Below are 25,306 nucleotides of genomic sequence, written 5' to 3'. Positions count from 1 at the left end.
CAGATAACTTAATTCAAGATTTAGAGCCGGCTCCATTGTACAGATCGGCAAAAAAGACCGAGAAAACAGCCCTCTGTCGTCATGACCTCCGCACCGGTTTTGATGCGGATACTATAGGTCAGTTTGCGTTGCGGATCATAGGCTGATCCCGACAGACTTTTATCTCCCTCAGGCTTCAGCGTCATGATCAGGACATCTCCGGCCTTTTCATCCTTGGTGCCGGGCTTAATCCACAGATTGACCGCACACCAGTCATCGCCACAGCGGCTGATTTCCACGCGTGAGCGCCCGTCATCACGCGCCCATTGGCCTTTTATGTGTTCACTGCCAACATGGGCACTATCAGCATAGGCCGGAGATGCATTCAGCACCATAAGAGGCGCAAGGCAAAAGGAAAGATGTCGCATAGGAACCTCCATTTCCCTCTCAATACGTATGAAAATCGCTTCCGGATGACATCCGGAGCGTTCGAGTTGACGTAATCTTACTGACGGGGCTGAAAACAGAAGGGTAACCGATATGACAGCGGAACTTTTGATGGCTATCGCGGCATTTCTTTTCCTCGGCATGTCGCTGGCCTGGTGGATACAGAGGCGCACGGGCAATAGCGGCTGGATCGACACGGTCTGGGCGGCCCTGACCGGTCTGGCGGCGGTGTCAGGTCTGCTGATGCTGCCCGACAGTGCGCGGCGCTGGATGGTTATGGGGCTGATCGTTCTGTGGGCCGTGCGTCTGGCCAGCCATATTGGCCGACGAAGCGGGGGCATTACCGATGACCCGCGCTACGCCGATCTGATGAAACGATGGGGTGATCGTGCATCGTTTGAACTGTTCAAATTTCTGCAAATTCAGGCCGCTGCGTCGTTTGTTTTAGTCGTATCGATTCTGGCGGCAGCTTCAGGTTCAGGGCCGCTTGGCCTGACCGATGCTCTGGCTGTGATGATTGCCGTTGTCGCCATCGGCGGCGAAGCCCTGGCTGATCACCAACTGGCGGCGCATCGCAAGTCCGGCGCGAAGGGCGGCGTATTCGACGAAGGCCTGTGGCGCTATTCCCGTCATCCCAATTACTTTTTTGAATGGCTGTTCTGGTGCAGTTGGCCGGTAATGGCGCTTAGTGGCGGCTGGGGTTTGGTGACGCTTAGCCTGCTGGCACCGTTGATGATGTACTGGGTACTGGTACATGCGTCAGGCATACCGCCGCTTGAGAAGCACATGCTGGCCAGTCGCGGCGACGCCTTTCGCCGCTATCAGCGTCAGGTCAATGCCTTCTTCCCCGGCCCCCGAAAGTCCTTAGACGGATAGGGTATATTGATAGACATCGAGGGGATCGCCCTCAAAACCAGCCGCACAATATTGCAGATAATAGTGCCACATGCGGAAAAAGCGCTGGTCAAAGCCCTGCACCTTTATGCTGTCCCATTCCTTGATGAATGCCTGATCCCACAGGCGCAGGGTACGGGCATAGTCGCTCCCGAAAGCCAGGGCCTCATCGACCTTAAAACCGCTGGCGGTCGCACTGCGCCGGAAAGCATCAGGTGACGGCAACATCCCGCCCGGAAAAATATAGGTCTGTATGAAGTCAGCATGGCGGCGATAATGCTCAAACCGTTCATCCGAAATCGTAATTGTCTGGATCAGCGCCCTGCCCTCAGGCTTAAGGCGCTGGCGCAGCACGTCAAAATAGACCGGCCAGTTGTCTTCGCCGACTGCCTCGAACATCTCGATGGAGACAATCTTGTCATAGGTGCCGGTTACATGCCTGTAGTCTTCGAGGCGAATATCCGTCCGGTCTTCAAACCCGGCCGCCTTGAGACGCGCCCGTGCATAGTGCGCCTGTTCGGTCGACAGGGTCAGGCCGGTGACGCGGCACCCGGTTTTGCGCACGGCATATTCGGCAAACCCGCCCCAGCCACAGCCTACCTCAAGCACATGATCCTCAGGGCCGATATTTAACTGTGTCAGGATACGCGCATACTTGGCCGCCTGCGCCTCAAATAGGGTCAGGTCAGGCCGCGTAAACAGGGCCGACGAATAGGTCAGGCTTTCGTCAAGCCACAGCCTGTAAAAGTCGTTCCCCAAATCATAATGAAAGGCGATATTCTGACGACTGCCGCGCACACTGTTGGGGCGCAGGCGATGCCGCCAGTAATCCAGTCGCCCCCATACGCCTGAGGTTCTCAGGAGCGACAGAAGCGCCTGCTCGTTTTTCAGGGCAAACCCTAACACCGCGCCGACATCGGGACTGTCCCAGTCCCCCTCAAGATAGCTACGCGCAAAGCCCAGTTCGCCCGCCGTTATAAGCCGCCACACGGGCCTCAGATTATGCAGATGCAAAACGGCCTGCGGACCTTCGTCTGCACCACGGATGGTAAAATAATTTCCATCAGAAAATCTCACATGCAGGGTGCCTGCCTGCGCTTTGGACAGCAGGCGCTGAAACAGCGACTGCCACAGCTTGAGACGTACCGGTTTGTGGCCTTGCTTTAAAATATCTGCCTGCTGCATGGCTTAGTCTCCCCCTGCCGCGACACCGGACAGACTGCTGGCGACGCGGTGTTTGGCAGGGGTATGGCTATACACCCTAAGCCCCTTGAGCAGCAGGCGCAGGGCCTCGAAATGAATCGCCACCGTCACCTTAAGGGTCATCAGGGGGTAGGTCAGAAGCATTTTCAGCAGAGCCTTGTCACTCAGCGGCACGCGCGTGCCGTCAAAACCCGCAAACAGCACCTTCCCCTCGGGCAGGGTCTCGGTGATGTGGACACTGACCCGCTCAGCAGGCGGGGTAAGCTTGAAATGATAGTCCCCTTCCGGCGGCAGAAAGGGCGAAACATAGAAGGCCTTGGGACAGGATTGACGCACGGTTTCACCCTGACCAAGGCAAGGAATGACATAGGTATGACGCTCCTTGAAAGTGTTACAGACCTCATAAAGAATGGCCACAAGCTGCCCTTTGGCGTCGCCGCAATAATAGACGGTCAGCGGATTAAACACATAGCCGAACAGGCGCGGATAACAGAGTATCTCAACCTTAAGCCCCGCCGTGTCGTGCCCCAGACTTCTGACATGTCCATAGACCCAGTCTTTCAGAGAGGCTTCACTATCCAGCGCGCCATGGTCGGCATCATGGAAACTGAAGATGCCAAAGCGATTACGCTTAAAAAGCGTCAGGCGCTGGCTGAGGCCATCCAGTTCATCCAGATCAAGGCTCAGGCAAAACACCCTGTACCTGAGGTGATGAGGCTTGGGCCGAAACCGCTGATGCACGACGGTGCCTGTATAGATGGCCGAGGTCATTCTGCCGCCACCAGTGCCTTGGGCAGCCAGATACGGCCCGATTCATTATTGACCCGCCAGGGGCGTCTGACCTGCCCGGCCATTTCCGCCACCGCCAGACCGGATTGCAACCCGTCTTCGTGGAAGCCACTGCCAAAATGTGCGCCGCAGTACCAGACACCGCCCTGCCCCTGAAGACGCGAAAGCTGTGTTTGTGCCACAAGCGCTGCCTGATCAAACAGTGGATGCGCATAGTCAAATTCGGCATAGGTCAGGCCTGAACGCGGTTCACGGATGGGATTAAGCGTTACAAACAGGTCAGAACGCGTCTCCAGCGGCTGAAGGCGGTTCATCCAGTAACTGACACACAGTTTCTGACCCGAAGCCTCCCCTGCCCCGCCAAGATAATTCCAGCTGGCCCAGACCTTACGACGCCGTGGCATCAGAGCAGGATCAGAATGCAATACCGCACGGTTTTTCGTATAACCAAACGCACCGAGTAACCGCGTTTCATCATGGGTCGCGTCCGCCAACATGGCCAGCGCCTGATCGGCATGGGTAGCGATGATCACATCATCATAAACCTGCGCCCTATCTGGTGAGACCCGCACCTCAACACCCTTAGGGGTTCGCCGGACAGAGCGCACGGGTGCATGGGTAAGAACCGTGCCGTTGAAATCAGCCATCATCCGCTTGATATATTCGCGGCTGCCGCCCTTGACCGTTCGCCAGATCGGCTGATCTGTAATCGTCAGAAGCCCGTGGCTCTCGAAAAACCGCACAAAGGCCACCAGCGGATAGGACCGCATCTCACTGGCTGTGGTTGACCATATCGCCGCCCCCATGGGCAGGATATGATTATCTATAAAGCTCTGGGAATAGCCCTGCGCATCGAGATACTCCCCCAGAGTGACATCATGGCACGGCACCTCCCGCAGATAGCTCGGCGCATGGCGGTAGAATTTGAAAATATCGCTGACCATCTGCCAGAAACGCAGGCGAACCGCATTGGTTTTCTGCCCCAGAAGGCCCGACAGGCTGTGGCCTGCATATTCAAAGGCCCCATCCCCCAGAGACGCCGCAAAGGACATATCCGATTCGACCGTCGGGACATTCAGGGTGTCAAACAAGGCGGTCAGATTGGGATAGTTACGCTCATTATAAACGATGAAGCCGGTATCGACCGCCACACGACCTTCGGGCATAGACACGTCAACCGTATGGGCATGGCCCCCAAGGCGTGCGTCTGCCTCATAAAGGGTGACCTCGTGGGCGCGCCCCAAAAGCCAGGCTGCACTCAGGCCAGATATGCCCGAGCCAATGACAGCGATAGATTTGCGCTCGGAAAAAACGCTTCCTGAAAAAGCGCTATCGTGTGTGGTGTCGGCCATGTGCATCCCCGCAGTCGAAGGTCTTATAATTCAGATACGGTGTCACATCACCTTTGGATCACGCGGATAAAAAAATTCGCGGTGCATGATCCATTTAACGACACACTGCGTACTTGTGTTCATGCAAATAGTCGTTTCCAATAGAGCTGAGATAAGCTTCCGCGATACGTCACAGGGTGTCCTGCTGACGCGGACGAAGCCGCATTGGGAAAAGAAGCGCCGCGTGACACAGCCAGAGCCTGATGTTCTGACCCAGACGCTGAGCGATTGTCTCAGACGCGTGGCCACAAGGCAGGACGTGGATGCCTTTGAAACCCTGTTTCGTCATTATGGCCCGAAAATCACCGCCTATATGCTTAAGGCCGATGGCAACCGGCAACTGGCCGAAGAGCTGATGCAGGAAACCATGATGGCTATCTGGAACAAGGCCGCGCAGTTTGACCCTTCGCGCGGTTCGGTTTCCGGATGGGTCTTCACCATTGCCCGCAATGTGCGCATCGACGCCTTTCGCAAAACCGGCCGCCCGGCCTTTGATCCGAACGATCCGGCATTTGTGCCGGATGAAATGCCTGCCGCCGACCAGTCTCTGGTGGCGCAGCAACAGGCGACACATATCCGGCAGGCGCTTGTGACCTTACCGCCGGAACAGGCCGAACTGTTGCGATTGTCTTTTTACGAGGACCTGTCGCACAGTCACATAGCTCAACGGCTGAACCTGCCTTTGGGCACAGTAAAATCGCGTATTCGCATCGCTTTCTCCCGTTTGCGCGACCTGCTCGGAGACTGCCTATGACCATCAAGCACCATATCAGCGACGAATTGCTGCTCGAATATGCCACAGGCGCGCTTGAGGAAGGCTGGAGCATGGCTGTAGCGACGCATCTGGCTCTTTGCCCGCACTGCCGTCAGCGCCTGTCCTGCATGGAAGATACTGGCGGCGCCCTGCTTGAGGCCCTGCCGAATGCAGCATCTGCATCGGATGATTCATGGGCAGCCTTTAAGGCGCGCCTTAATGCCCCGAAGCCCGACTTGAAACCTGCAGCCGTTTCACGCGCCTCTTCGCCCGTTTTTCCGCAACCTTTGCGGGACTATATTGGCACGGATATGGATCAGCTGAAATGGAAGCCGTTGGGGCTTGGGGCCTATCACTACCCGATCCGCACCGGAAATCCGGATATATATGTGCGCCTTTTGCGCATTCCGGCAGGCAAGCCGGTGCCCGAGCACAGCCATAGAGGACGGGAACTGACGCTGGTGCTCAAAGGGAGTTTCCGCGACCACAACGGTCATTTCGGGCGCGGGGATTTCGAGGAAACCGACGAAACCATAGAACACCAACCCATTGCCAGTGCCGGTGAAGACTGCATTTGCCTTGCGGTTACCGACGCCCCCTTACGCTTCAAAAGCCGCATTGTGCGCTTCATCCAACCTATTCTGGGGATATAGCCATGACAAAAGCCCATCTCATAGCCTTCGCCGTACTCGCCCTGTCGTTTCTGGCCATGGACGCCCTGTGGTTAGGCATCATTTCGACAGGCTTTTATCAGCAGGCTATCGGTCATCTGCTGGCCCCCAAGCCGGATTTCGTCGCGGCAGCGGCTTTTTATCTTATCTATCTGGCAGGTACTTTTTATTTCGCCGTCTGGCCTGCCTTCAGGGACGGAAAGATTAGAACCGCTCTGATTTCGGGGGCTTTTTTCGGTTTTGTCGCCTATGCGACCTATGATCTGACCAATGCCGCCACCCTTAAGGACTGGCCCTTATCGATGACAATCATTGACCTGATCTGGGGTACGGTTCTGACCGGCACCTGCGCAGGCATCTCAGCCTGGACCGGCTTTAAATTCCGGTCGAGATAAGATCACTGACGATAAATTTCGGGAAAATAAAGGCTTGGAGCGGGTGAAGGGAATCGAACCCTCGTCGTCAGCTTGGGAAGCTGCTGCTCTACCATTGAGCTACACCCGCGAACCCTTTGCCTAGTGCCACAACCCTGGCCCTGCCGTCAACAGAGGCCTGTGGATTTTCCCCACTCATCTCCCTCTGATACCCTGAAACGAAAAAGGCCCAGACCTTAGCCTGAGCCTTATAATCCCGTTAGCCGGTTAAGGACTATACGCAGCCTTTGGACTTATAGATTTCCATCAGATGCGTACGGCGCTTTTCCACAAGCTTTTCGGCGTCCGCGGCGCTCATATAGTTCCCGACTGCGGCTGGCCAGAAAAACAGAACGGCCGCCACATTGGCGGTATTCACGCCCTTGTTGTGGTCAGCCTCTTCCATGACGGTATCAAGCTTTTTAAACTCGGCATTCAGGCCTTCGCAGGTCAGCTTGAAATCGTCCGTTTGCTGAACCGCCACCTTAGGTGTGGACGTACAGGCCGTGGTCCCAAGCAGAAGCGACACAGCACAGGCTGCGCTTATAATTTTTTTCATCGTGGACATCCCCCAATTCATGCCTTTAGCGGCATGTCATTTAGTAACGACAACCCAATAACAAAAAGTTGAGACCACCGCAAGCGCAGCTTAAGCGGGATGAAAAATCAGACTGACCCATGCCACCTTTCATAAAATTGCACCGGTGCAACTGAAGTGCGGTAGCGAATCGACGCCGATTAGGGCAAAGAGAAAACCTTATCCACAGATGACCACTACATATAGTTTTATGTGGACATGTGACTTATCCCCAAACACTACATATTGCGCTTTTTAACGTTTTGTTTACGATATGTGGACGGCGGCACTGAAATCTCCCGTCGCTTAAATCAACATCTTGTGGCCGCGCCCACCGCGCAGAACGTGTTAATCAAGGGGAGCTTACGTCTCATGAGCTGGACAGACGAACGGGTGGAAACCCTGAAAAAACTTTGGCAGGAAGGTCATTCCGCCAGCCAGATCGCCAAGCAATTAGGCGGCGTAACGCGTAATGCCGTGATCGGTAAGGTGCATCGTCTGGGTCTTTCCGGTCGTGCTGCTCCATCGCAACCGGCGCGTCCGCTGTATAAACCGGCCCGTCCGCCTCGTGCCGCCGCACCAGCCCCTGCACCTCAGGCGGTCGCCCCACGCCGGGCCGTTATCACCGATACGCCCGTCGCCACGCGTCCGGCACAGGTGCCTGCCCTGCCCACCATCGAAGAACCTGGCACGGCCACGGTTCTGACGCTTGGCACCAAGATGTGCAAATGGCCTATCGGTGACCCGTCATCAGACGGCTTCACCTTCTGTGGCCGCCGCGCAGGCGATGGCGCCCCCTATTGCGTCGAGCATGCCCGTCAGGCCTATCAGCCGCAGCAAAAGAAGAAAAAAGACACCGGCACCGATCTGTCACGCAGTCTTCGTCGTTACCTTTAAGGCACTTCAGTTCAGGACACGTCGCTGACCGGGCACATCGAGCGAAAAGGCGGGCACAGGGATTTTCATCATCTCCCCGTCTGTGTTCTCGAACATATAGTAACCGGTCATTGACCCCGACGGCGTTTGCAGCGGGCAACCGGACTGATAGCGATAGACATCATCCGGCTCAAGCAAGGGGTTTTCCCCGACAACCCCCACGCCGTCCACGGTCTGCACGCGCCCCAAGGCATCGGTGATCGTCCAGTGGCGGGTCTTGAGTTGCACGGTGTCACGCCCCTTGTTTTCCATAGTGATGAAATAGGCCCATGCCCAGACCTGCGGTGTGGTCTCCTCATCATCGGGGACAATATATTCGACGCGCACGCTGATGGTTATGTCATTGGTTGTCTGCTTATAGATCATGCCCTGATCATAACCGGCTTCTATAGCCTTATAAACCCCGCAAAGTGCATAGTTTTTCTTTGCGACATCCGAAATTGCAGCTTAAATGCCGCTTCCGTAAATTACAGAAAGACTTTGGCCGTTCATGACGACCTCAGCCCCACCGGTAGGCATTCTGCCGCTGCAATCCATCCGTGACCTGATTTCACAAGGCGCTATCACCAGCCAGACCCCGTTTGACGCCGATCAGATTCAGCCTGCCAGCCTTGATTTGCGGCTGGGCCTTAAGGCCTGGCGGGTGCGCGCCTCCTATCTGCCGCGCGGGCGCAAGGTCATGGATCGTCTGAAATATGTGCAGATGCACGAGATGGACCTGACCAAGGGGGCCGTCCTTGAAGCCGGTTGCGTCTATATCGCTGAGTTGCAGGAACATCTGAACCTGCCCGCAGGGGTTTCGGCCCGCGCCAATCCCAAAAGCTCTACGGGTCGCGTGGACGTGTTTGTGCGCCTTCTGACCGACGAAGGGGCTTTGTTCGATGACGTGGCCGAAAGCTATACTGGCCCGATTTTCCTTGAGATCGTCCCCCAGACCTTTTCCGTACTGGTACGCACCGGCACGCGCCTTAATCAGTTACGCCTGAAAACCGGCGATGTGCCCCGCACCCATTCGGTCGATTGTGAAGTCGATCTCACCGGCCCGATGGTCGGTTACCGCGCCCGCCGCCATGCCGGTGTCATCGACCTCGACCACGTAGGGGGCCACGATCCGCGCGACTTCTGGGAACCTTTGACTGCCAAAGACGGGCAACTGCTGCTCGATCCGGGCGAATTCTATATTCTGGCCTCAAAGACCGAGGTCGTCATCCCTGTGGATGAAGCCGCCGAGATGCTGCCGATTGACCCCGGCGTCGGTGAGTTCCGCGTGCACTATGCCGGTTTCTTTGACCCCGGTTTCGGCACAGCTGAAGCGGGTGGCGTCGGCTCGAAAGGCGTCCTTGAGGTGCGTTGCCATGAGGCCCCCTTCCTGCTTGAGGACGGCCAGACGGTCGCACGTCTCGTCTATGAACCCCTGACCGAAAAGCCTGAGAAACTCTATGGCCAGTCCGGGTCACACTATCAGAAGCAGGGCCTGAAACTGTCGAAACATTTTAAAAACTGGTCATAAACCGGATCGTTTTTTTGCACTCATCAGGCCTGAATGATCCTGTAATCCAAGGAGGGTCATATGGCTTTCAGTATCGGTGAAAACGTACAGTTTAAGGACGGCGGCCCATTCATGACCGTCAGCAATATCGACGGCGACGGTTATGTCTATTGTGAATGGTTTGACGACCATAATGACCGGCACACGGATAAATTCAGGGAAGACCTCCTGATCCATGCGGAAATAACCGACGCCCATCCGACGGCCGCGCCATCATTATAGGGTCAGGCGACATCATTTACCGGCGCAGGCGTGTCCTGATCAAAATGCAGCACATGTGCGGCCTTAGCATCGAGCGTAAATCGTGGCTTCAGCGGATTCTTGCCGCCGGTATAACCACCCGCCATTTTCACCAGTCGTGCAAAGACGACCTTGAACGGTTCAAGCCATTTCGGTGAGCGCTCAATCGACGGATCGAGCCTAAACCAGCGCCGCAGCAGGCCATTGGCGTAGAGGACATTGGCCCTCCAGATGGCGCGTGGCGTCATGAACTCAATCGATAGCGACACATTGACCATATCGTGATTGACGATGCGGTGCGGCGCGTTCTGCTTCCAGGTCAACATTTCACCGGGCTGAAAATCGACCACCATCGCCGCCTTGTCCCATTCCGGATTAAACGGCAACTGCTCATCGTTTTCGCGCAGGGCAATGGCCTCAAGATCGCGATCGGTGACAAACTCGGAGGTCGGCGGATAGACATAGACCCGCTTGATGCCGCGTATCTGATACAGCGTCACCAGCGGTATATCGAGGTGATAGAAGACATGCGCGTTGGGCGAAGAAATCAACAGCCCCAGATCCTGCTTCAGCGTCGTCACGCCTGACTTTGCCTTGATCTCGGCAAACATGGCGTCACACAGCGCACCGATGTCCGCATCAGACTGATTGACCTTACGCAGATTGAGCCACAGACGACCGGCACGCACACCTTCCATGAGTGAGCGACCATCATGATCGCCGCGTCGCCCCATATACCATTGGGTCCAGTTGGTCGGATCATAGCCCATCGTGAAAACTTCGAGTTTGTCACGCGGATAACGGTCGATCAGCGCAATCAGGGCCTCATCGCTGAACAGGTCACTTTTGTCCAACTGATGCTGAAACAGCAGGTTTTCGCGCGAAAAACCGGCTTTTTTATCCGCATCCCACTGCAAAATATCGTTTAAAGTTTCTGGCATTATCAACGCCCCGCCGGATTTTTCTTGAGCAGCGCCGTGCCGTAGAAATGCATCTTGAACGGCGGGAACCACAGAAGCTTTCCAGCCCCACGCGCCGCCTTGTCGAGCACATTAGGGGCGACCTTCGCCCGTACCAGCCACAGCAGACCACCGGCGATACCAAACACCGTCATCTGCACCAGACCATTAAGCATCCAGTAGGCACAGCTTACGGGCTTTGGCGGTATAGCCGCCATGGCTGTGGTCGAAGGCCCCTGCCCGTAGGCAAAGGCACGCTTAAGGGTATAGCCGAGATTGGAACGGCTTTCGGGCACGTCTTCGTGGACCACCGCATCGGGCGCCCAGGCAATGCGCGCCCCCGACTGCTGCAAACCGTAAAACAGCTTGTCATCTTCACCCCCGCAATTATTGCGCTCAAGCGAGAAGACATCACCCTTACGCGGCAGGGAATCGCGCCGGATCAAGCTATTGCCGCAGCCGAAATACACATCGAGCAATCCCGGCGTCTCAGGGCCTGTGCGCGAAAAGAAGGATTCAAAATAGTCCCGATAGGCGACATTCTCGTCCTTAAGACGGGCAATAACGGGGCCAAACACCACGTCCGCCTTAAACTGACATTGAGTACTGAGCATGCGCGACAGCCAGTAAGGCGGCGCTTCCTCATCGTCGTCAAGAAAGACAATAAACGGATCATGGTCGACTTTCAGGGCCGCATTCCGCGCATTGGCGACACCGGGGTTAGGCTCATGCAGATAGACCACCGTCATCTTGTCAGGTGGCGTGAGGGCCTCGACATATGCACGCGCCGAGCCTTCGGGGCTATTGTCACACACGACAATACGCAAAGGCACACGCTCGACGCCCTTTTGCATGAAAACGGACTCAAGCGCCGTCCTCAATCCGTCAGGGCGGCGAAAGGTCGGAATAATCAGAGTTACGGGACTGGCGGTCAAACGATCCTGCGAAGGGCTAAAACGGGTGGCAGACATGCCTTTGAGGGTAGCTTTCGATACAGGCGGAGCCGTGAGGCTCTCGTTAAAACGACTGAGAAGAGTGAGCATGGGCCATCCGGCTGAATATCCGTAATGGCATCAGGCTAACCCTGAGATGTAAATATAGCGTATGGCATCAGGATTAACAGACATTAAGCATTATCCAGCCCCTTAATTCCGCAGCCCTCCAGAACGCACTATATCTTCTTTTTGAATGACAGGACGTCTGACATGATTAATGCTATTGAAAAGGAAAATACGATCCTTCCTGCCGCTGGCCTTTAAGATCGCCACACTATTCGAATAAACAGAAAATATCTTCAGCCTTAAACTGTTCCGGAGAGAACATGCGCCTGCCTGAATTTGCCCGCCGTCCTATACTGGCGGCTCTTATCGCCGCGTTCACAAGTCTTGCAGCCATTCCGGCTTTTGCCGAAGCCCCCACTGAGGTCAGTGCGGACAAAAGACCAAACATGTGGGTCGTCAAAGACGCCGATTCCACCGTCTATCTGTTTGGTTCGGTGCACCTCCTGAAGGCTGAGTCTCAATGGCTGACGCCTGAGCTTGAGGCCGTATTTGACAGCGCCGACACACTTTATCTTGAGATCGCCGACATTGACGATCAGGCGCAGGCAGCGGCCCTTGTCATGAAATATGGCACAGACCCGACATGGGGCCTCTATGAGCCCTATACCCCCGAACAGGTCACGCAGATACGCGACAGCCTGACCCGCCACGGCATAAATCCGGATCAGGTTAAACCGCTTAAGCCCTGGCTGGTGGCCCTGATGCTGTCGATAAAACAACTTGAAGCTTCAGGTTTTGATCCGAATATCGGCGTCGACAAGACCTTCATGGCCCGCGCCAAGGCCAAAGGCCTGCCGGTCAAAGGCCTTGAAAGCATGGAAGATCAGTTCCTGTCCTTCGCCAATGCCCCGCCTGAGGCGCAGTCAGAATATCTGTGGATGACCGTCTCCGAAGAAGCCTACAGTCAGGACATTATTTCGGAACTGGTTGATGCCTGGCTGATTGGCGATGACGCCATCCTTGAGGGGCTGCTGGTGCAGGAAATGAAGGAAAAAACACCGGCCATATACGAATCCCTGATGGTCAAGCGTAACCGCAACTGGATCGGCGCAATCAAGACCATCCTCGAAGGCTCAGGCACACAGTTCATCGTCGTCGGTGCAGGCCACCTGACAGGGCCGGACAGCGTACAAAACATGCTCAAGGCCGACGGCATTGAGGTCGCCGGTTACGACTACAGCCAGTCACCGAAGCCATAATGGAATCTTGACTTTCGGGCGATTTATCCCCAAAAGAACCGCCTTCTGCAATCTATCCCTCCGGCCTGAACAGGGCGGGAGGGATAATTCTTTTAAGGGAACCCTAAACCATGACCACCTCTCAACCCAGCGATCAGGCGCAAAGCCATCTGTTCGGGGTTTATAACCGCGCACCCTTAGAGGTCGAACGCGGTGAAGGGGTGCGACTTCACGCCCGCGACGGGCGCGTATTTGTCGATCTGGTGCAGGGCATTGCCACCAACGGTCTGGGGCATTGCCACCCGAAACTGATCAAGGCGGTCAAGGCGCAGGCCGAGAAGGTCTGGCATGTGTCGAACATTTACCGGATTCCCGAACAGGAAGAACTGGCCAACCGCCTGTGTGCGGATTCGTTTGCCGACAAGGTGTTTTTCACCAATTCCGGCACCGAAGCCATTGAATGCGCCCTGAAACTGGCGCGCAAGTTCCACGCTGACAAGGGCCAGCCCGAACGTATCGACGTCATCACCTTCGAAGGCGCGTTCCACGGACGCTCCTATGCCGCCGTCAATGCCGGTGGTAATGACGCCTATCTCACCGGCTTTGGGCCAAAGCTACCGGGCTATGTGCACCTGTCGCTTGATGACCCTGAGGCCATTAAGGCCGCCGCCGCCGCCCCGACCGCAGCCGCCATTCTGGTGGAACCGGTACAGGGCGAAGGCGGCGCACGGGCGCTCAGCGAAACCGAGCTTCAGTTCCTGCGCAATCTGTGTGACCAGAACGGCCTGTTGCTGATGTTTGATGAAATCCAGTGCGGCGTCGGCCGGACGGGCAAGCTGTGGGCCTATCAATGGACCGGCGTGCAACCTGACGTCCTGACCACCGCCAAGGCATTGGGCGGCGGCTTCCCTATCGGGGCCTGTCTGGCCACTGAAGCGGCATCAGCAGGCATGATTCCCGGCACGCACGGCTCGACTTTTGGCGGCAATCCGCTGGCGATGGCTGTGGGTCTGGCGGCCTATGGCGAATTGTCAAAGTCCGAAGCGCTTGATCACGTCAACGAAGTCTCAGGCTTCCTGCGTCAGCAACTTCAGGGCCTGAAGGCCGCCTTCCCCGATATCATTGAAGATATTCGCGGTAAGGGCCTTCTGGTTGGCATCAAGGTCATACCGAACAATCGTGAAGTCATGACACTGGCCCGCGACAACGGCCTGCTGATTGCCGGCGGTTCGGACAATTGTGTGCGCCTTCTGCCGCCGCTGAACCTCAGCATCGACGAGGCGCGCGAAGCGCTCGGCCTGCTGGAAAAAACCTTCATTGCCGCCCGTGAGGCTGCCAAAAAGGAACCTGCCTGATGACCAGACATTTCCTCGATATTGCTGATCTCAGCGCCGAAGATTTGCGGGCCATTCTTGATGATGCCCATGCCCGTAAGGCCGCCCGCAAGGGCTGGCCCAAGGGGCGTGTCGATGCCGATGCACCGGCCACAGACCGTGTGCTGGCGATGATTTTTGAGAAAAATTCAACCCGCACCCGCTTTTCGTTCGATGCGGCCATTCGTCAACTGGGCGGTGACGCCCTGATTTCAACGGCCACGGACATGCAGCTTGGGCGTGGTGAAACCATCGAAGACACCGCCCATGTATTGTCGCGCATGGTCGATGCCATCATGATCCGTGCCAAACGCCATGCCGATGTCGAACGTCTGGCGGCGATCTCGACCATTCCGGTGATCAACGGCCTGACCGATAAATCCCACCCGTGTCAGATCATTGCCGACCTTCAGACCATCGAAGAACATCGCGGCAATGTTAAGGGCAAGACTCTGGCGTGGATCGGTGACGGCAATAATGTCTGCACCAGCTTTATTCATGCGGCGGCGCGCTTCGGCTTCCGTCTGAATATTGCCGCTCCCGAAGCCTATCTGCCCTGTGCGGCTGATCTCGACTTCATTACTCAGTCCGGTGCCGATGTGCATATTACCGCCGACCCGACCGAGGCCGTCAGGGATGCCGACGTCGTCATGACCGACACATGGGTCTCGATGGGGGATGAGGATGCTGAAGAACGCCTGAAAGCGCTTTGCCCCTATCAGGTCAATGCCGACCTGATGGCACTGGCCAAACCCGATGCCATATTCCTGCATTGCCTGCCGGCGCACCGTGGCGAAGAAGTGTCGGCTGAAGTGATTGATGGCCCGCAGTCGGTGATCTTCGACGAGGCGGAAAACCGCATTCACGCCCAGAAAGCCGTTCTGGCCTGGTGCTTTAAGGGCTAATAGCAAGTCGCTAATAACCTTGGGGCGGATCGGTCTTAAGACCCAGCAGCGATAGCAGATGCACCAGCAGAACTATCGCTGCAGTCACCGCAAGCAGCATGATAAACCGCCAGGGCACCATACGCGGACCTGTCTGTTTAAGGCTGGTCGGGCGCGCGCCCATATAACCGGAAAAAGCCGCCGTTACCGCAAGGGCCGACAACCATATGAGCGTGGTGTTTAAGGTCAGTTCCATGCCGCGCATATGGTTCAGCATTTGAAAACGCACAAGAGGCGCTGGTATTTTTTTATGCCCGTCGCCCGTACAATTCGCGGATACACTTTTCAGGCGATTCGCAAGCCTTCATCTTCCACAGAAGAGTGAGTTACCCCCAGATATTGAGGTTAACAAAAGGTTTACACCCCACATAATGAGTATTAGCCTCTCAATTAACCAATTGAGGGGATTCGCATGACCTCCGCCACGCCCTGGAGCGTAAAAGGAATAGATTCCAAGGCCCGTGAAGTGGCCAAGGATTTGGCGCGCCGTTCCGGCATGACGCTGGGGGAATGGCTGAATCACATGATTCTCGAAGGCCATGATGTCGCTGCGGTCATTCGCGACGAAAGCCGCCGCTCACGTCCCTATGACTCCCGCCCGGAGACACGTATGGAGACACGTTACGAATCCGGTCGCCATAAGCCCGCACGCAACCGCCGTCCTTTAGATGAGCCTGATTACGACGATGGCGCTGATTACGAACCCGACCTGAGTCGCGTGGCACGCGCCCTCGAAGGTCTGGGGGCACGCATTGAAACCTCTGAAACCCGTTCGGCAAACGCGGTACGCGGCGTATCACAGGCTGTCGAGGCCCTGCTCAACCGTCTGGAACGCTCCGAAGAGGCGCTGGCCAATACCGACAGCCGTATCGAGGCCCGCCTTCAGGAAACCGTCAGCGGTGCATCCGAGCGCCTGCAAAGAGAAACGGCACAGACCCGCAGCAGTGTCCTTGATCGCCTTGACGGCCTTTCGGGCAATATGCGCGAAGACCGCGAGCGTATCGCCCGTCTTGAGGACCAGTTGGCGAACAATACTGTCGCCGAAACGGTTCAGTCCCTTGAGGCCACGCTCGGCAAGCTGGCCAACCAGCTCTATGAAAATGACACCCGTACCCGCGACACGCTCAAGGGGATGCGTGAGGACATGCTGGGCCTGTCGCACCGTCTGGCCCAAAGCGAACAGCGCGATCCCGAACGTACCGCTCAGGCGGCTATAGACAAGGTCATTACCCGCCTGTCGCAGCGTCTGGAAACCGCAGAAGCCCAGACCTCAACGGCCATTCGCGGCTTGGAACAGGCCTTTGCCAGTCTTGACGCCCGCCTGTTGCGCGCCGAAGAAAGCGGCGATGTCACCGACCCCGAAAGCGTACAGTCCTTAAGCCGCCTCGCCTCTGACCTGTCGCGTCAGATTGATGACTCGCGCTTTGAAATCAGACGTGCGCTGGAACAGGACACCCAGACCCAGATCGATCAGGCCGTCTCACAGATTTCAACGCGTCTGAATGCGGTCGAAAAACGCTCTGCCCGCGCCATTGAATCCATGGGTCAGGACGTTCTGAAAATTGCTGGCAACCTTAACCAGAGGATGACAGAGGTGGAACGTTCGACCAGCGGCGCTATTGCCCATCTGTCGCACAAGCTGGATGACCGTCTGGGACAGGCGGAAAATAGCCATGCGCAGGCGCTTGAGCGTCTCGGCGGGGAAATTGCCCGTATTTCCGAACGTCTGAACCTCAAAATCATCGAAAACGAAAAACGCACCTCTCAGGTGCTTCAGGGTGTGGGCGAGGAGCTGGATTCGCGCCATCAGCGCACCCACGCCGATATTGCCGATCGCATTCGCCAGAGCGAGGAACGCACGCAAAAGCTTCTTGAAGAAGCCCGCAGCAAGATCGACAGCCGTCTGGGACAGGCCCGCACGCAAAACCTGTTGCAGGAACTGCGTCCGACGCCTGAACTGCCAACCCCCTTTGGCCCGACAGACCTTGAGAAGAAACCGTTTGCCGAGTTTGAGCACGGGTTCGATGAAACCGAAGCCGAGACTACGGTAAGCGCCGACAGCAATACCCCTGAGATCACTGAGACCGACCTCACGGCGCGCCTGCTTGAGGACGTAACCGCTCAGGCCGATGATAGCGACCTGACCGCCCCCGTCACCAAGTCCGCTTTTGATCCGTTTGAAGACGATTTTGACACGGAACTGTCTGCCCTGGCGCCGCAAGCGCCAAAGATGACGCCCGCCCCTGTCGAAAGCGACGACCCGTTCGCCGAGATCGACGCCTCACGCCGCGCCTCACCTGATCTGTTGTTCGAAGACGATGATCAGCCGATGTTCAATCGCAAGCCTGACGCCCTGGCCTCCGGCAAGGATGAAACCGCACCCACAGAATTTTCCACCGAACCAGACAGTGTTTCCCTGTCCACGCGCGATGCGCTGGCGGCGGCACGGGCGGCGGTGCGCGCCTCGATTGACGGCGGCGATGAGACGAAAAAAACTCTGGGTTTAAAGCTCGGTCAGTCACGCACCAAGGCCGCAGCCACAAAGCCTGCAAAGGCTGGTGGCAGCACGCTGATGCGCGCCATCAAGGCCTCGTCCGTCGCTATGGTTCTGACCACCGCTGCGGTGGGTTCCTATGTGCTGATGCAGGACAGACCTGACCCCAAAGCCCCGTCACAGGATGACATCCGCCTCGCCAGCGCCCTGACGGGTGATCCGGCCAGCACACCCTCAGCAGAGGACGATGCCCGCCTTAAGGCCATGTATGAGGCCGCCACCCTGACGCTTCAGTCGAATGACCCCAAGGCTGCCGAGACCATGAAAAGCGTAGCCCTTCTGGGTTATGCACCGGCACAATATCACATGAGCCTGATCTATAGCGGTGAAGGCAATCTGGTGAAAACCGACAAGGCCGAAGCCCGCAACTGGGCCGAACGCGCCGCTGCCGGTGGCCACGCGCCCGCCATGTATAACCTCGGGATCATGCTGTATAATGGTGACGGCGGATCGCAGGATCGCGTCGGCGCGGCCCAGTGGTTCCGCAAGGCCGCCGAATATGGTGTACGCGACTCCTATTACAATATGGGTGCGCTGTATCAGCAGGGCGATGGCGTCCCGATGAACCTGACCGAAGCCTATAAGTGGTTCAGCATCGCCGCCAAGGCCGGTGATACCGAGGCCTCACGCACCCTCAGCCTGATCAAGCCGCAACTGACGGCGCAACAGATCGCCACCGCCGAAACCCAGGCCGCCGCCTTCAAACCGGTAACGGCGCAGCCTTAAAAAGCGGCCTGAAACGGGGTGGCCGTAAAATGACCTTAAGGTTTTTGGACTATGGTTCCAAAAACCGGATGATCACCTCAGGACTGTAGTTTAGTGGAACTGTACCTGCCCATCGCCGAAATGTCGGTGAATGTCTGGCTCATGGCCGGATTAGGGGTGGGTGTGGGCTTTCTCTCCGGCCTGTTCGGCGTTGGCGGCGGCTTTCTCATGGCCCCCGTCCTCGTGACACTCGGCATCCCGCCCTCTATTGCCGTCGCCTCTCAGGCCGGTCACGTGCTGGCGACCTCCACCTCCTCTGTCTCAAGTTACCGGCGTCAGGACAGCGTCGATTTCCGCATGGGTCTGATGATGGCCGCTGGCGGGGTGGTCGGTGCGGGCATGGGCGTCGAGATTTTCCGTATCCTGCGCCTTATGGGCCAGATCGATCTGATGATCTCGGTCATCTATCTGGTATTTTTATGCGGTATCGGCGGATTGATGGCCCGTGAAAGCCTGACATCCCTTCTGCGTCGCAAAAAAGGCCTGCCCCCCGTCAGGCCAAAACTCAAACGTCCGCCCTGGCTCTATGCCCTGCCGTTCAAGATGCGTTTTCCACGCTCGGGGCTATATATCAGCGTCATTCCGCCCCTGTTCATCGGGTTTATTGTCGGCATCCTTGCGGCACTCATGGGGGTTGGCGGCGGGTTCCTGATTGTACCGGCCATGATCTACATATTGCGTATGAAGGCCTCGGTCGTCGTCGGCACCAGCCTGTTTCAGGTCATCATCACCGCAACCGTCACCATGATCCTTCAGGCTGTGCGTAACCATACGGTGGATGCGGTTCTGGCTTTTCTGCTGCTGATTGGCGGGGTGATTGGCGGACAACTCGGCATTCGTTTCGGCACCCGCTTCCGCGCCGATGAACTCCGTCTGGTACTGGCCCTGATCATACTTACGGCGGGCCTGCAAATGGGCCTGACTCTTTTTATCCCGCCCGAAGACCCCTTCGTCCTTATCCGGCCCGGAGGATAGGCGATGATTGATTTCGACCCTATCGTCACCAACCAGCTGGCCACCGACCTCACCCAGAGCCGCGTTGAGGTGTCCTCCTCGTTTCAGGGGGCTAAGGTCATACTGTATGGTGCAACCCTGCAACCGGACGGGCCGCCGCCGGATGTTATCGTCGTGGTGCGCGGGCCGGAAACCGACTTAAGGCTGATGCGTAAGGTGCGTAAGGCCGGTCTGTGGCTCAATTCACGCCCGATGATCTTTGAGGGTGCCCCCGGCTTTTACATGGCCGCCAGTTCCCGCCCCCTGTCAGAGATTTCCCGCAACGAGATGCGCTATCATCTGGGGCTGGGGCTTGATTATATGCCCATGGACATTGCAGCCGAAACGGCGCACCAGACCGATTATGCCGACTGGCGGCGTGCCGTTGTGCGGCTTCAGCAGAAAAACGGCCTCTATAGCGACAATGCCTCGGGCGTGCGCTTTATTGACCGCCACCTGTTCCGCGCCGAGGTGGAGTTGCCCTCCGATGCGCCCATAGGCACCTATACGGCTGAGGTCTGGCTGTTTCGCAACGGCCTGCCCGTCAATTACAGCGTTAAGCCCCTGACGGTGGAAAAGGTGGGATTTGAGCGCTTCGTCTATGACTTCGCCCACCGTCACGCGTGGATCTATGGCCTTATTTGCGTGCTGATGAGCATGGGTATGGGCCTGATCGCGTCGCGTCTGTTCCGCAGACGCTGATCCGTACCTGTTTTGTACTTGGACAGTGTGGCGGAAACCTATAATATACACATGTGATCGAATCCCCTCCCGCCAAAGTTCCTGACGCTGATCAGGCCACCGCCTTGCGCAGCCTTTTGCCGCCGCAGGGCTTTGCCCTGACGCCGGTAAGCGCCGTCATGAGCGATGGCAGGATGGCGTCACCGATTGGCATCCCTCAGGCCCGCGAGCTTTGGGGCCGCGAAGGGCTTCTGGTGGCCAATGCCCCGCTGATCCGCCAGCGCCTGTTCAGCGGTCGTCAGCACCGCGAAGCCAGACATTTTGACCTGCTCGAACTGTTTGCCTTCGTAAGACCTGCCCGTTTCTGCGCGCCGTCTGTGGCCGGACTGGCGCTCGCCGTGGGCTATAGCGAACCCGAAGATACCGAAGCACAGGCCCGCATTCTGGCGCAGGTCGCACTGGCGCTCGGGCGCGAACTGACCGAAGCGCCGCTGGCTTTCCGCCTGATGGCGCGGGCATCGCTGCAACTGATGGCTGAAAACGGCTGGGTCTGGGCACCGTTTCTTGAGGCCTGTCTGGCGCAAAATCCAGTACCCGAAGGTTATGTCTCCCCGCCCGCACTTCAGGTCTGGTCATTGCTTGATGAATGGGAAGATCAGGCCCCCGCCGGTGATGCCCGTCAGGTCAGCCTCACACCTGAGGAAGTCACCACCGGCCTATGGGAAAATCTCGGTCGCGCCGGACTGTCCGAACGCCGCAAAGAGCAACTGAGCTTTGCCCAGAAAACGCGGGATATATTCGGGCCGAAATGGGCCACGGATCAGCCGAACATGCTGTTGCTTGAGGCCGGTACCGGCACGGGCAAGACGCTGGGTTATCTGTCGCCCGCACACCAGTGGGCGCAGAAATCGCAAGGCCGTGTCTGGGTGTCCACCTACACCAAGGCCCTGCAAAAACAGATTTTCAACGATACCCGCGCCCTGTTTGCCACCGAAGCCGAACGCGATAACCACATCGCCATCCGCAAGGGGCGCGAAAACTATCTGTGCCTGCTCAACTATCAGGAACGGCTTGGCCCGCTCACCCAAGGGCCGGGCGAAACCATTATCGCTGCACTTCTGGCGCGCTGGGTCATCTATAGCCGCGACGGCGATATTGTCGGCGGCGATTTCCCGACATGGCTGCCGTCGCTTTTACCGCCTCAATCGGCTGCGGCCATGTTCGGGGCGCTTAATCCGTCCTCACTGGTCGACCGGCGTGGCGAATGTATCTACAGCGCCTGTCAGCACTACCGGACCTGCTTTGTCGAAAAATCGATCCGTAAGGCGAAATCGGCGCGCATCATCATCGCCAACCACGCCCTTGTGATGGCCCAGGCCGCCTATGACCTGAGTTCCGGTGGCACCGGCGAAAAGGGTAGCGAAGGCGAACCCGAAGCCCCCGGCCTGTCGCGTCTGGTCTTCGACGAAGGCCACCATGTGTTCGAAGCCGCAGACGGGGCCTTTTCCAGCGAACTTTCTGGCCTTGAGGCCTATGAGCTGCGCCGCTGGATACGCGGCAACGAAGGGCGCGGACGGCGCACACGCGGCCTTGAACAACGTCTGGGCGACCTGCTGGCGACGCGTGAAACCGCGCAAAACCACCTCAAGGATCTGATGCGCGCCGCCGCCGTCCTGCCGCACGAAGGCTGGTCACAACGCCTGACGACGCGCACCCGTTCCGGTGAGATGATGGAACCGGTCGGCCCCATCGAAGCCCTTTTGGCCGCTGTCCTGAAACAGATCGATGTGCGCCAGCAGGAGGCCGCCCCCAAAAGCCGCTACCGCCCTGATGATCATAATGCCGAATGTGAAGCCCATCCCTGCCTGCCCGAAGTGGCCGAAGCCGCCGCCACCGCCGCCAAGGCCGTGCAAGGCATCGAGGCCCCGCTTCTGGCGCTGGTGCGTTCTATCGAAGACGTTCTGACCAGCGAAGAAGACATAGACCTCGGCGAACGGGCGCGTCTGGATGGGGCTTTGCGTGGCCTCGAACGCCGCGCGCGCATCACCCTGCCCGCATGGCGCAGCCTGTTGCAACAACTGGCCTTCGGGGAAGACACCGATCCCGCCACGCCCTCACCCTTTGTCGACTGGTTCGCCACCATCGCCCATAATGGCAAGCTGGTGGACGCGGCTCTGCACCGCCATTTCGTAGACCCCAGCCTGCCACTGGCCAACTATGTGCTGAAACCGGCGCATGGCGTACTGATGGCCTCGGCCACCCTGTCGGATGCCTCTCAACAGCCGGATATTTTCGCATTGGCCCGACAACGTACCGGTGCCGCGCATCTGGCGCTTGAGGCGGGCACCTTACGTATCGCCTCGCCATTTGACTATGAGCAACAGGCGCGCCTGTTTGTCGTCACCGATGTGCCGCGCGATGATCCCCGTGCCGTAGCCTCAGCTATGAAGGCACTTTTCCTTGCCTCCAAAGGCGGTGGACTTGGGTTGTTCACGGCCATCAGACGCCTGAAAACTGTCTATGAGCATCTCTATAAGCCCTTGGGTGAAAACGGCATTTCGCTATATGCCCAGCATATTGATCCGCTTGATGTCTCCGATCTCATCAGCGTGTTCCGCTCGGAACATCATTCCTGCCTGTTGGGCACCGATGCCGTGCGCGACGGCATTGACGTACCAGGTCAGGCCCTGCGCCTGATTGCCTTTGACCGTGTCCCCTGGCCGAGACCCGATGCCCTGCATAAGGCGCGCCGAGTCCATTTTGGCCAGAAGCTTTATGATGACGCACTGGTGCGGTCACGTCTGGCGCAGGCCTTTGGCCGCCTGATCCGCAAAAAAGATGACCGCGGCGTGTTTGTCATGCTTGATTCTGCCGCCCCTACCCGCCTGTTCGACAGCCTGCCCGAGGGCGTGGTACTGCAACGGGTCACTCTGGCCGAGGCCATAGCCGGTATTGAGGCGTTTCTGTTGCCTTCGGTGACACAACAGGGATAAAACAAAACCATACCGCTCAATACGGGATTGCAACATGCCTGACACTGTCACAACAGATGCTGCCACGCCGGAAACCGAATCCAAAAAGAAGCCGTCGCGCTGGGGCCTGTTCGGGCCGCTCCTTCTTGCGCTGGTTCTGTTCGGCTTGTGGAGCGGCTACTGGCTCTACACCGCCCGCCAGATTGAAACGCGCATGACCGAATACAGCGACGGTCTGGTGCGGGCAGGTTATCATATCGGCCATGACGGCCTTAAGGTGCGCGGTTATCCATTCCGCATGTTCGTAAGCCTTGATCAGGCGCAGGTCATCTCCCCTTCAGGCAAGGGCTTTGCCGCCCCGCGCCTTGAGGCCGAAGCCTCGGCCTTTGTGCTGGATCGCTGGGTGATTGTCGCCACCGAAGGCCTGACGCTTTATCGCGGTCGCCTGAAGGACGGCACGGAACTGGGGACGGTCAACGTCACCGGCGACGCCCTGCGCGCCAGTGTCTCAGGCCTCAATGATCCGGTACATGATGTGCGCTTTGAAGGACTAAATCCGCTCTTTACCGTCTCGAAGCCCGAACATCCGTTTTTCATCTCTCAGGCTCAGCGCTTTGAAGCCTATATGCGCCCGACCGAAAACACCGCCGACAGCGCCGATTTCCTGTGGCGCGTCACCGGTGCTCGCGGGGAACCCGCAAGCCTTTCCGGTCGCATCGGACAATCCAAACCCTTTAACCTGCATCTGGAAGGCGTGATCGACCGCTTCAGCGCATTAAAAGGCGCCGATTTCACCAAAAGCCTGAATAACTGGCGCGATAAGGGCGGCACCCTGAAACGCGTGCGGACGTCGCTGATCATAGACCAGCTTGATCTGTTTGCCGAAAGTGAAAGCCTTGGCATCGATGCCAATCGCGCCCTCAAGGGGCCGCTGGCGCTTGAGATCAAGGGACAGGGCGATGCCGTCGGTTTCCTCATTGGTGCGGGCCTGATTGCCCCCGAATATGAGCCTCTGGCACGCCCCTTTATCGGTTCACAACTGGTCATCAGTGATACACCGGTAAAACTTGGGTTTGATTTTCGTGACGGCGGCACTTATGTGGGCACACTCAAAGTATCCGATGCGCCCGTAGTACACTGAGAAGAGATTACCGCTTATGACCGCGCCCGTTGAAACCGCTGAAACACTGGATAGCCTGCGCCAGCAGATTGATGCGCTGGACCATCAGCTTCTGCAACTGGCCGATCAGCGTTCATTGCTGGCCCACGCCATTGCCGCCGCCAAGGTGCGCGAAGCCGTGTCAACGGATGTGTCCCTGCTGCGCCCTGACCGCGAAGCCCTTTTGCTGCGTAAACTGCTCAATGCGCCGCGCAAGGCTGTGTCCGATGCGGCGGTCGTTGCCCTCTGGCGTGAACTGATTTCCGAGAGTCTGCGCATTCAGGGTGAAGATCGGGGCGGTCTTCACCTTAATTTTTGCGCGAAGGACACCACGGCCAATCTGATGGAATGGGCGCGTGAACGGTTCGGCATTGCCCCGTCGCAAGGCGTCCTGCCCGAAGCCACAGATGTCATTGCCGCCGCCCGTCACCCGTCACACATAGGTGTCCTGAGCCTTGACCCAAAGGTCGGCCCCTGGTGGGCACGTCTGCTGGCCGAGCCTAAGGTGCGCATCATCTGCGCCCTGCCGGAAATGGATCAGAACCGCCCGCGCGCCGTGGCCATTGCCCCGATTGCGCCTGAGCCCACCGGTAATGACATCAGTTTCTTCGTCACTGACAGCGGCAAATCCGAAACCGCGATCATTGACATCTTAAGCCATCAGGGTCTGGCCGCGGACTGGCTGATGACCACCGGCGGCATGAAGCTGTTTGCCCTGATCGGGTTTGTACAGGAACACGACAGCCGGCTTAAGGACTTCACCGGCCTGTCGGGCATTATCGGCACCTCGCCCAAAATCGTCTGATACTAAGGCACTTTGTCTC

At 57.6% G+C, this 25,306-nt stretch carries 25 protein-coding genes and 1 tRNA gene; 16 read left to right on the top strand and 10 right to left on the bottom strand.

From position 1 onward, the window contains the following. Positions 1-20 precede the first annotated feature (20 nt). On the bottom strand, positions 21-407 hold the full coding sequence (locus E5201_RS12975; protein WP_246050722.1) for a DUF2147 domain-containing protein: 387 nt from the start codon (positions 405-407) through the stop codon (positions 21-23). 112 nt (positions 408-519) lie between these two features. On the opposite strand from E5201_RS12975, the gene E5201_RS12970 reads away from it, so the two are divergent. Beyond that, the gene (locus E5201_RS12970; protein WP_140986709.1) at positions 520-1,302 is read left to right on the top strand and encodes a DUF1295 domain-containing protein; all 783 of its coding nucleotides are present in this window, start codon (positions 520-522) and stop codon (positions 1,300-1,302) included. Here E5201_RS12970 and E5201_RS12965 read toward each other — a convergent pair. The 3 genes from E5201_RS12965 to E5201_RS12955 are packed head-to-tail and all read right to left on the bottom strand — an operon-like array spanning position 1,291 to position 4,664. Further along, positions 1,291-2,505: an SAM-dependent methyltransferase gene (locus E5201_RS12965; protein WP_140986707.1), complete on the bottom strand. Its 1,215-nt coding sequence runs from the start codon at positions 2,503-2,505 to the stop codon at positions 1,291-1,293. The two genes, E5201_RS12970 and E5201_RS12965, sit on opposite strands and share 12 nt — an antisense overlap. Before the next feature lie 3 nt (positions 2,506-2,508). Beyond that, positions 2,509-3,294, bottom strand: a complete 786-nt coding sequence (locus E5201_RS12960; RefSeq protein WP_140986704.1) for a DUF1365 domain-containing protein — start codon at positions 3,292-3,294, stop codon at positions 2,509-2,511. Further along, positions 3,291-4,664: an NAD(P)/FAD-dependent oxidoreductase gene (locus tag E5201_RS12955; RefSeq protein ID WP_140986702.1), complete on the bottom strand. Its 1,374-nt coding sequence runs from the start codon at positions 4,662-4,664 to the stop codon at positions 3,291-3,293. The genes E5201_RS12960 and E5201_RS12955 overlap by 4 nt, the downstream gene beginning before the upstream one ends. 121 nt (positions 4,665-4,785) lie before the next feature. On the opposite strand from E5201_RS12955, the gene E5201_RS12950 reads away from it, so the two are divergent. Genes E5201_RS12950 through E5201_RS12940 form a run of 3 tightly spaced genes read left to right on the top strand, consistent with a single transcriptional unit; the run spans position 4,786 to position 6,523 of the window. Continuing rightward, on the top strand, positions 4,786-5,457 hold the full coding sequence (locus E5201_RS12950; protein ID WP_140986700.1) for a sigma-70 family RNA polymerase sigma factor: 672 nt from the start codon (positions 4,786-4,788) through the stop codon (positions 5,455-5,457). Beyond that, entirely contained in the window at positions 5,454-6,110 is a 657-nt protein-coding gene (locus E5201_RS12945; RefSeq protein WP_140986699.1) for a ChrR family anti-sigma-E factor, read from the top strand. The genes E5201_RS12950 and E5201_RS12945 overlap by 4 nt, the downstream gene beginning before the upstream one ends. A gap of 2 nt (positions 6,111-6,112) precedes the next feature. Further along, positions 6,113-6,523 (top strand): DUF2177 family protein, encoded by a 411-nt coding sequence (locus tag E5201_RS12940; RefSeq protein WP_140986697.1) that lies wholly within the window; start codon positions 6,113-6,115, stop codon positions 6,521-6,523. Positions 6,524-6,558: 35 nt separating this feature from the next. On the opposite strand, the gene E5201_RS12935 is transcribed toward E5201_RS12940, so the two are convergent. After that, a tRNA-Gly gene (locus E5201_RS12935) sits at positions 6,559-6,632 on the bottom strand. 144 nt (positions 6,633-6,776) lie between these two features. Continuing rightward, positions 6,777-7,100, bottom strand: a complete 324-nt coding sequence (locus E5201_RS12930; RefSeq protein WP_140986696.1) for a hypothetical protein — start codon at positions 7,098-7,100, stop codon at positions 6,777-6,779. 390 nt (positions 7,101-7,490) lie between these two features. Here E5201_RS12930 and gcrA point away from each other — a divergent pair, with 390 nt between their 5' ends. After that, entirely contained in the window at positions 7,491-8,015 is a 525-nt protein-coding gene (gene gcrA / locus E5201_RS12925) for a cell cycle sigma 70 cofactor GcrA (protein WP_140986694.1), read from the top strand. Between the two features lie 6 nt (positions 8,016-8,021). On the opposite strand, the gene apaG is transcribed toward gcrA, so the two are convergent. Further along, positions 8,022-8,420: a Co2+/Mg2+ efflux protein ApaG gene (gene apaG, locus E5201_RS12920; protein ID WP_140986692.1), complete on the bottom strand. Its 399-nt coding sequence runs from the start codon at positions 8,418-8,420 to the stop codon at positions 8,022-8,024. Positions 8,421-8,544: 124 nt separating this feature from the next. Here apaG and E5201_RS12915 point away from each other — a divergent pair, with 124 nt between their 5' ends. Together E5201_RS12915 and E5201_RS12910 are read left to right on the top strand one after the other, a co-directional pair. Further along, positions 8,545-9,564, top strand: coding sequence for a 2'-deoxycytidine 5'-triphosphate deaminase (locus E5201_RS12915; RefSeq protein WP_140986690.1), 1,020 nt, complete (start codon positions 8,545-8,547; stop codon positions 9,562-9,564). A gap of 60 nt (positions 9,565-9,624) precedes the next feature. Further along, positions 9,625-9,825, top strand: coding sequence for a YodC family protein (locus tag E5201_RS12910; protein ID WP_140986688.1), 201 nt, complete (start codon positions 9,625-9,627; stop codon positions 9,823-9,825). A 2-nt stretch (positions 9,826-9,827) separates the two neighbouring features. Here E5201_RS12910 and E5201_RS12905 read toward each other — a convergent pair whose 3' ends face one another. Further along, positions 9,828-10,784 carry a hypothetical protein gene (locus tag E5201_RS12905; RefSeq protein WP_140986687.1) on the bottom strand — a complete coding sequence of 319 codons (957 nt, stop codon included), beginning with the start codon at positions 10,782-10,784 and terminating at the stop codon, positions 9,828-9,830. A 2-nt stretch (positions 10,785-10,786) separates the two neighbouring features. Next, positions 10,787-11,845: a glycosyltransferase family 2 protein gene (locus tag E5201_RS12900; protein ID WP_246050720.1), complete on the bottom strand. Its 1,059-nt coding sequence runs from the start codon at positions 11,843-11,845 to the stop codon at positions 10,787-10,789. A gap of 278 nt (positions 11,846-12,123) precedes the next feature. On the opposite strand from E5201_RS12900, the gene E5201_RS12895 reads away from it, so the two are divergent. The 3 genes from E5201_RS12895 (at position 12,124) to argF (ending at position 15,319) form a co-directional block, all read left to right on the top strand. Next, a complete protein-coding gene (locus tag E5201_RS12895) occupies positions 12,124-13,062 on the top strand; it encodes a TraB/GumN family protein (protein ID WP_140986685.1) in 939 nt (312 codons plus the stop codon). Positions 13,063-13,172: 110 nt separating this feature from the next. Further along, the gene (locus E5201_RS12890; RefSeq protein ID WP_140986683.1) at positions 13,173-14,396 is read left to right on the top strand and encodes an aspartate aminotransferase family protein; all 1,224 of its coding nucleotides are present in this window, start codon (positions 13,173-13,175) and stop codon (positions 14,394-14,396) included. Next, positions 14,396-15,319: an ornithine carbamoyltransferase gene (gene argF / locus E5201_RS12885; RefSeq protein WP_140986681.1), complete on the top strand. Its 924-nt coding sequence runs from the start codon at positions 14,396-14,398 to the stop codon at positions 15,317-15,319. The genes E5201_RS12890 and argF overlap by 1 nt, the downstream gene beginning before the upstream one ends. A 10-nt stretch (positions 15,320-15,329) precedes the next feature. Here argF and E5201_RS12880 read toward each other — a convergent pair whose 3' ends face one another. After that, on the bottom strand, positions 15,330-15,587 hold the full coding sequence (locus tag E5201_RS12880; protein ID WP_246050717.1) for a hypothetical protein: 258 nt from the start codon (positions 15,585-15,587) through the stop codon (positions 15,330-15,332). A gap of 183 nt (positions 15,588-15,770) precedes the next feature. Between E5201_RS12880 and E5201_RS12875 the strand changes: the two genes are divergently transcribed. The 6 genes from E5201_RS12875 to E5201_RS12850 all read left to right on the top strand — a co-directional run bounded on the left by E5201_RS12875 (position 15,771) and on the right by E5201_RS12850 (position 25,287). After that, the gene (locus E5201_RS12875; RefSeq protein WP_140986679.1) at positions 15,771-18,638 is read left to right on the top strand and encodes an SEL1-like repeat protein; all 2,868 of its coding nucleotides are present in this window, start codon (positions 15,771-15,773) and stop codon (positions 18,636-18,638) included. Positions 18,639-18,731: 93 nt separating this feature from the next. Continuing rightward, positions 18,732-19,652 carry a sulfite exporter TauE/SafE family protein gene (locus tag E5201_RS12870; RefSeq protein ID WP_140986677.1) on the top strand — a complete coding sequence of 307 codons (921 nt, stop codon included), beginning with the start codon at positions 18,732-18,734 and terminating at the stop codon, positions 19,650-19,652. A 3-nt stretch (positions 19,653-19,655) separates the two neighbouring features. Continuing rightward, the gene (locus E5201_RS12865) at positions 19,656-20,372 is read left to right on the top strand and encodes a TIGR02186 family protein (RefSeq protein WP_140986675.1); all 717 of its coding nucleotides are present in this window, start codon (positions 19,656-19,658) and stop codon (positions 20,370-20,372) included. Positions 20,373-20,530: 158 nt separating this feature from the next. Then, on the top strand, positions 20,531-23,344 hold the full coding sequence (locus E5201_RS12860) for an ATP-dependent DNA helicase (protein ID WP_140986865.1): 2,814 nt from the start codon (positions 20,531-20,533) through the stop codon (positions 23,342-23,344). A 34-nt stretch (positions 23,345-23,378) separates the two neighbouring features. Then, a complete protein-coding gene (locus tag E5201_RS12855) occupies positions 23,379-24,464 on the top strand; it encodes a DUF2125 domain-containing protein (protein WP_140986673.1) in 1,086 nt (361 codons plus the stop codon). Positions 24,465-24,480: 16 nt separating this feature from the next. Beyond that, complete coding sequence (locus tag E5201_RS12850) at positions 24,481-25,287, top strand: chorismate mutase (RefSeq protein ID WP_140986671.1); 807 nt, start codon at positions 24,481-24,483, stop codon at positions 25,285-25,287. The last annotated feature ends 19 nt before the right edge of the window (positions 25,288-25,306 follow it).

Source organism: Asticcacaulis tiandongensis (genome assembly GCF_006475605.1).
Taxonomy (GTDB): Bacteria; Pseudomonadota; Alphaproteobacteria; order Caulobacterales; family Caulobacteraceae; genus Asticcacaulis; species Asticcacaulis tiandongensis.
Note: the sequence above shows the minus strand (reverse complement) of the source record. Positions and strands in the feature narration are given on the sequence as shown.

Excerpts from the sequence above, each read along its gene's own strand:
- E5201_RS12975 (WP_246050722.1), bottom strand. The coding sequence starts at position 407 with ATGCGACATCTTTCCTTTTGCCTTGCGCCTCTTATGGTGCTGAATGCA.
- E5201_RS12970 (WP_140986709.1), top strand. The coding sequence starts at position 520 with ATGACAGCGGAACTTTTGATGGCTATCGCGGCATTTCTTTTCCTCGGC.
- E5201_RS12965 (WP_140986707.1), bottom strand. The coding sequence starts at position 2,505 with ATGCAGCAGGCAGATATTTTAAAGCAAGGCCACAAACCGGTACGTCTC.
- E5201_RS12960 (WP_140986704.1), bottom strand. The coding sequence starts at position 3,294 with ATGACCTCGGCCATCTATACAGGCACCGTCGTGCATCAGCGGTTTCGG.
- E5201_RS12955 (WP_140986702.1), bottom strand. The coding sequence starts at position 4,664 with ATGGCCGACACCACACACGATAGCGCTTTTTCAGGAAGCGTTTTTTCC.
- E5201_RS12950 (WP_140986700.1), top strand. The coding sequence starts at position 4,786 with ATGCAAATAGTCGTTTCCAATAGAGCTGAGATAAGCTTCCGCGATACG.
- E5201_RS12945 (WP_140986699.1), top strand. The coding sequence starts at position 5,454 with ATGACCATCAAGCACCATATCAGCGACGAATTGCTGCTCGAATATGCC.
- E5201_RS12940 (WP_140986697.1), top strand. The coding sequence starts at position 6,113 with ATGACAAAAGCCCATCTCATAGCCTTCGCCGTACTCGCCCTGTCGTTT.
- E5201_RS12930 (WP_140986696.1), bottom strand. The coding sequence starts at position 7,100 with ATGAAAAAAATTATAAGCGCAGCCTGTGCTGTGTCGCTTCTGCTTGGG.
- gcrA (WP_140986694.1), top strand. The coding sequence starts at position 7,491 with ATGAGCTGGACAGACGAACGGGTGGAAACCCTGAAAAAACTTTGGCAG.
- apaG (WP_140986692.1), bottom strand. The coding sequence starts at position 8,420 with ATGATCTATAAGCAGACAACCAATGACATAACCATCAGCGTGCGCGTC.
- E5201_RS12915 (WP_140986690.1), top strand. The coding sequence starts at position 8,545 with ATGACGACCTCAGCCCCACCGGTAGGCATTCTGCCGCTGCAATCCATC.
- E5201_RS12910 (WP_140986688.1), top strand. The coding sequence starts at position 9,625 with ATGGCTTTCAGTATCGGTGAAAACGTACAGTTTAAGGACGGCGGCCCA.
- E5201_RS12905 (WP_140986687.1), bottom strand. The coding sequence starts at position 10,784 with ATGCCAGAAACTTTAAACGATATTTTGCAGTGGGATGCGGATAAAAAA.
- E5201_RS12900 (WP_246050720.1), bottom strand. The coding sequence starts at position 11,845 with ATGCTCACTCTTCTCAGTCGTTTTAACGAGAGCCTCACGGCTCCGCCT.
- E5201_RS12895 (WP_140986685.1), top strand. The coding sequence starts at position 12,124 with ATGCGCCTGCCTGAATTTGCCCGCCGTCCTATACTGGCGGCTCTTATC.
- E5201_RS12890 (WP_140986683.1), top strand. The coding sequence starts at position 13,173 with ATGACCACCTCTCAACCCAGCGATCAGGCGCAAAGCCATCTGTTCGGG.
- argF (WP_140986681.1), top strand. The coding sequence starts at position 14,396 with ATGACCAGACATTTCCTCGATATTGCTGATCTCAGCGCCGAAGATTTG.
- E5201_RS12875 (WP_140986679.1), top strand. The coding sequence starts at position 15,771 with ATGACCTCCGCCACGCCCTGGAGCGTAAAAGGAATAGATTCCAAGGCC.
- E5201_RS12865 (WP_140986675.1), top strand. The coding sequence starts at position 19,656 with ATGATTGATTTCGACCCTATCGTCACCAACCAGCTGGCCACCGACCTC.
- E5201_RS12860 (WP_140986865.1), top strand. The coding sequence starts at position 20,531 with ATGAGCGATGGCAGGATGGCGTCACCGATTGGCATCCCTCAGGCCCGC.
- E5201_RS12855 (WP_140986673.1), top strand. The coding sequence starts at position 23,379 with ATGCCTGACACTGTCACAACAGATGCTGCCACGCCGGAAACCGAATCC.
- E5201_RS12850 (WP_140986671.1), top strand. The coding sequence starts at position 24,481 with ATGACCGCGCCCGTTGAAACCGCTGAAACACTGGATAGCCTGCGCCAG.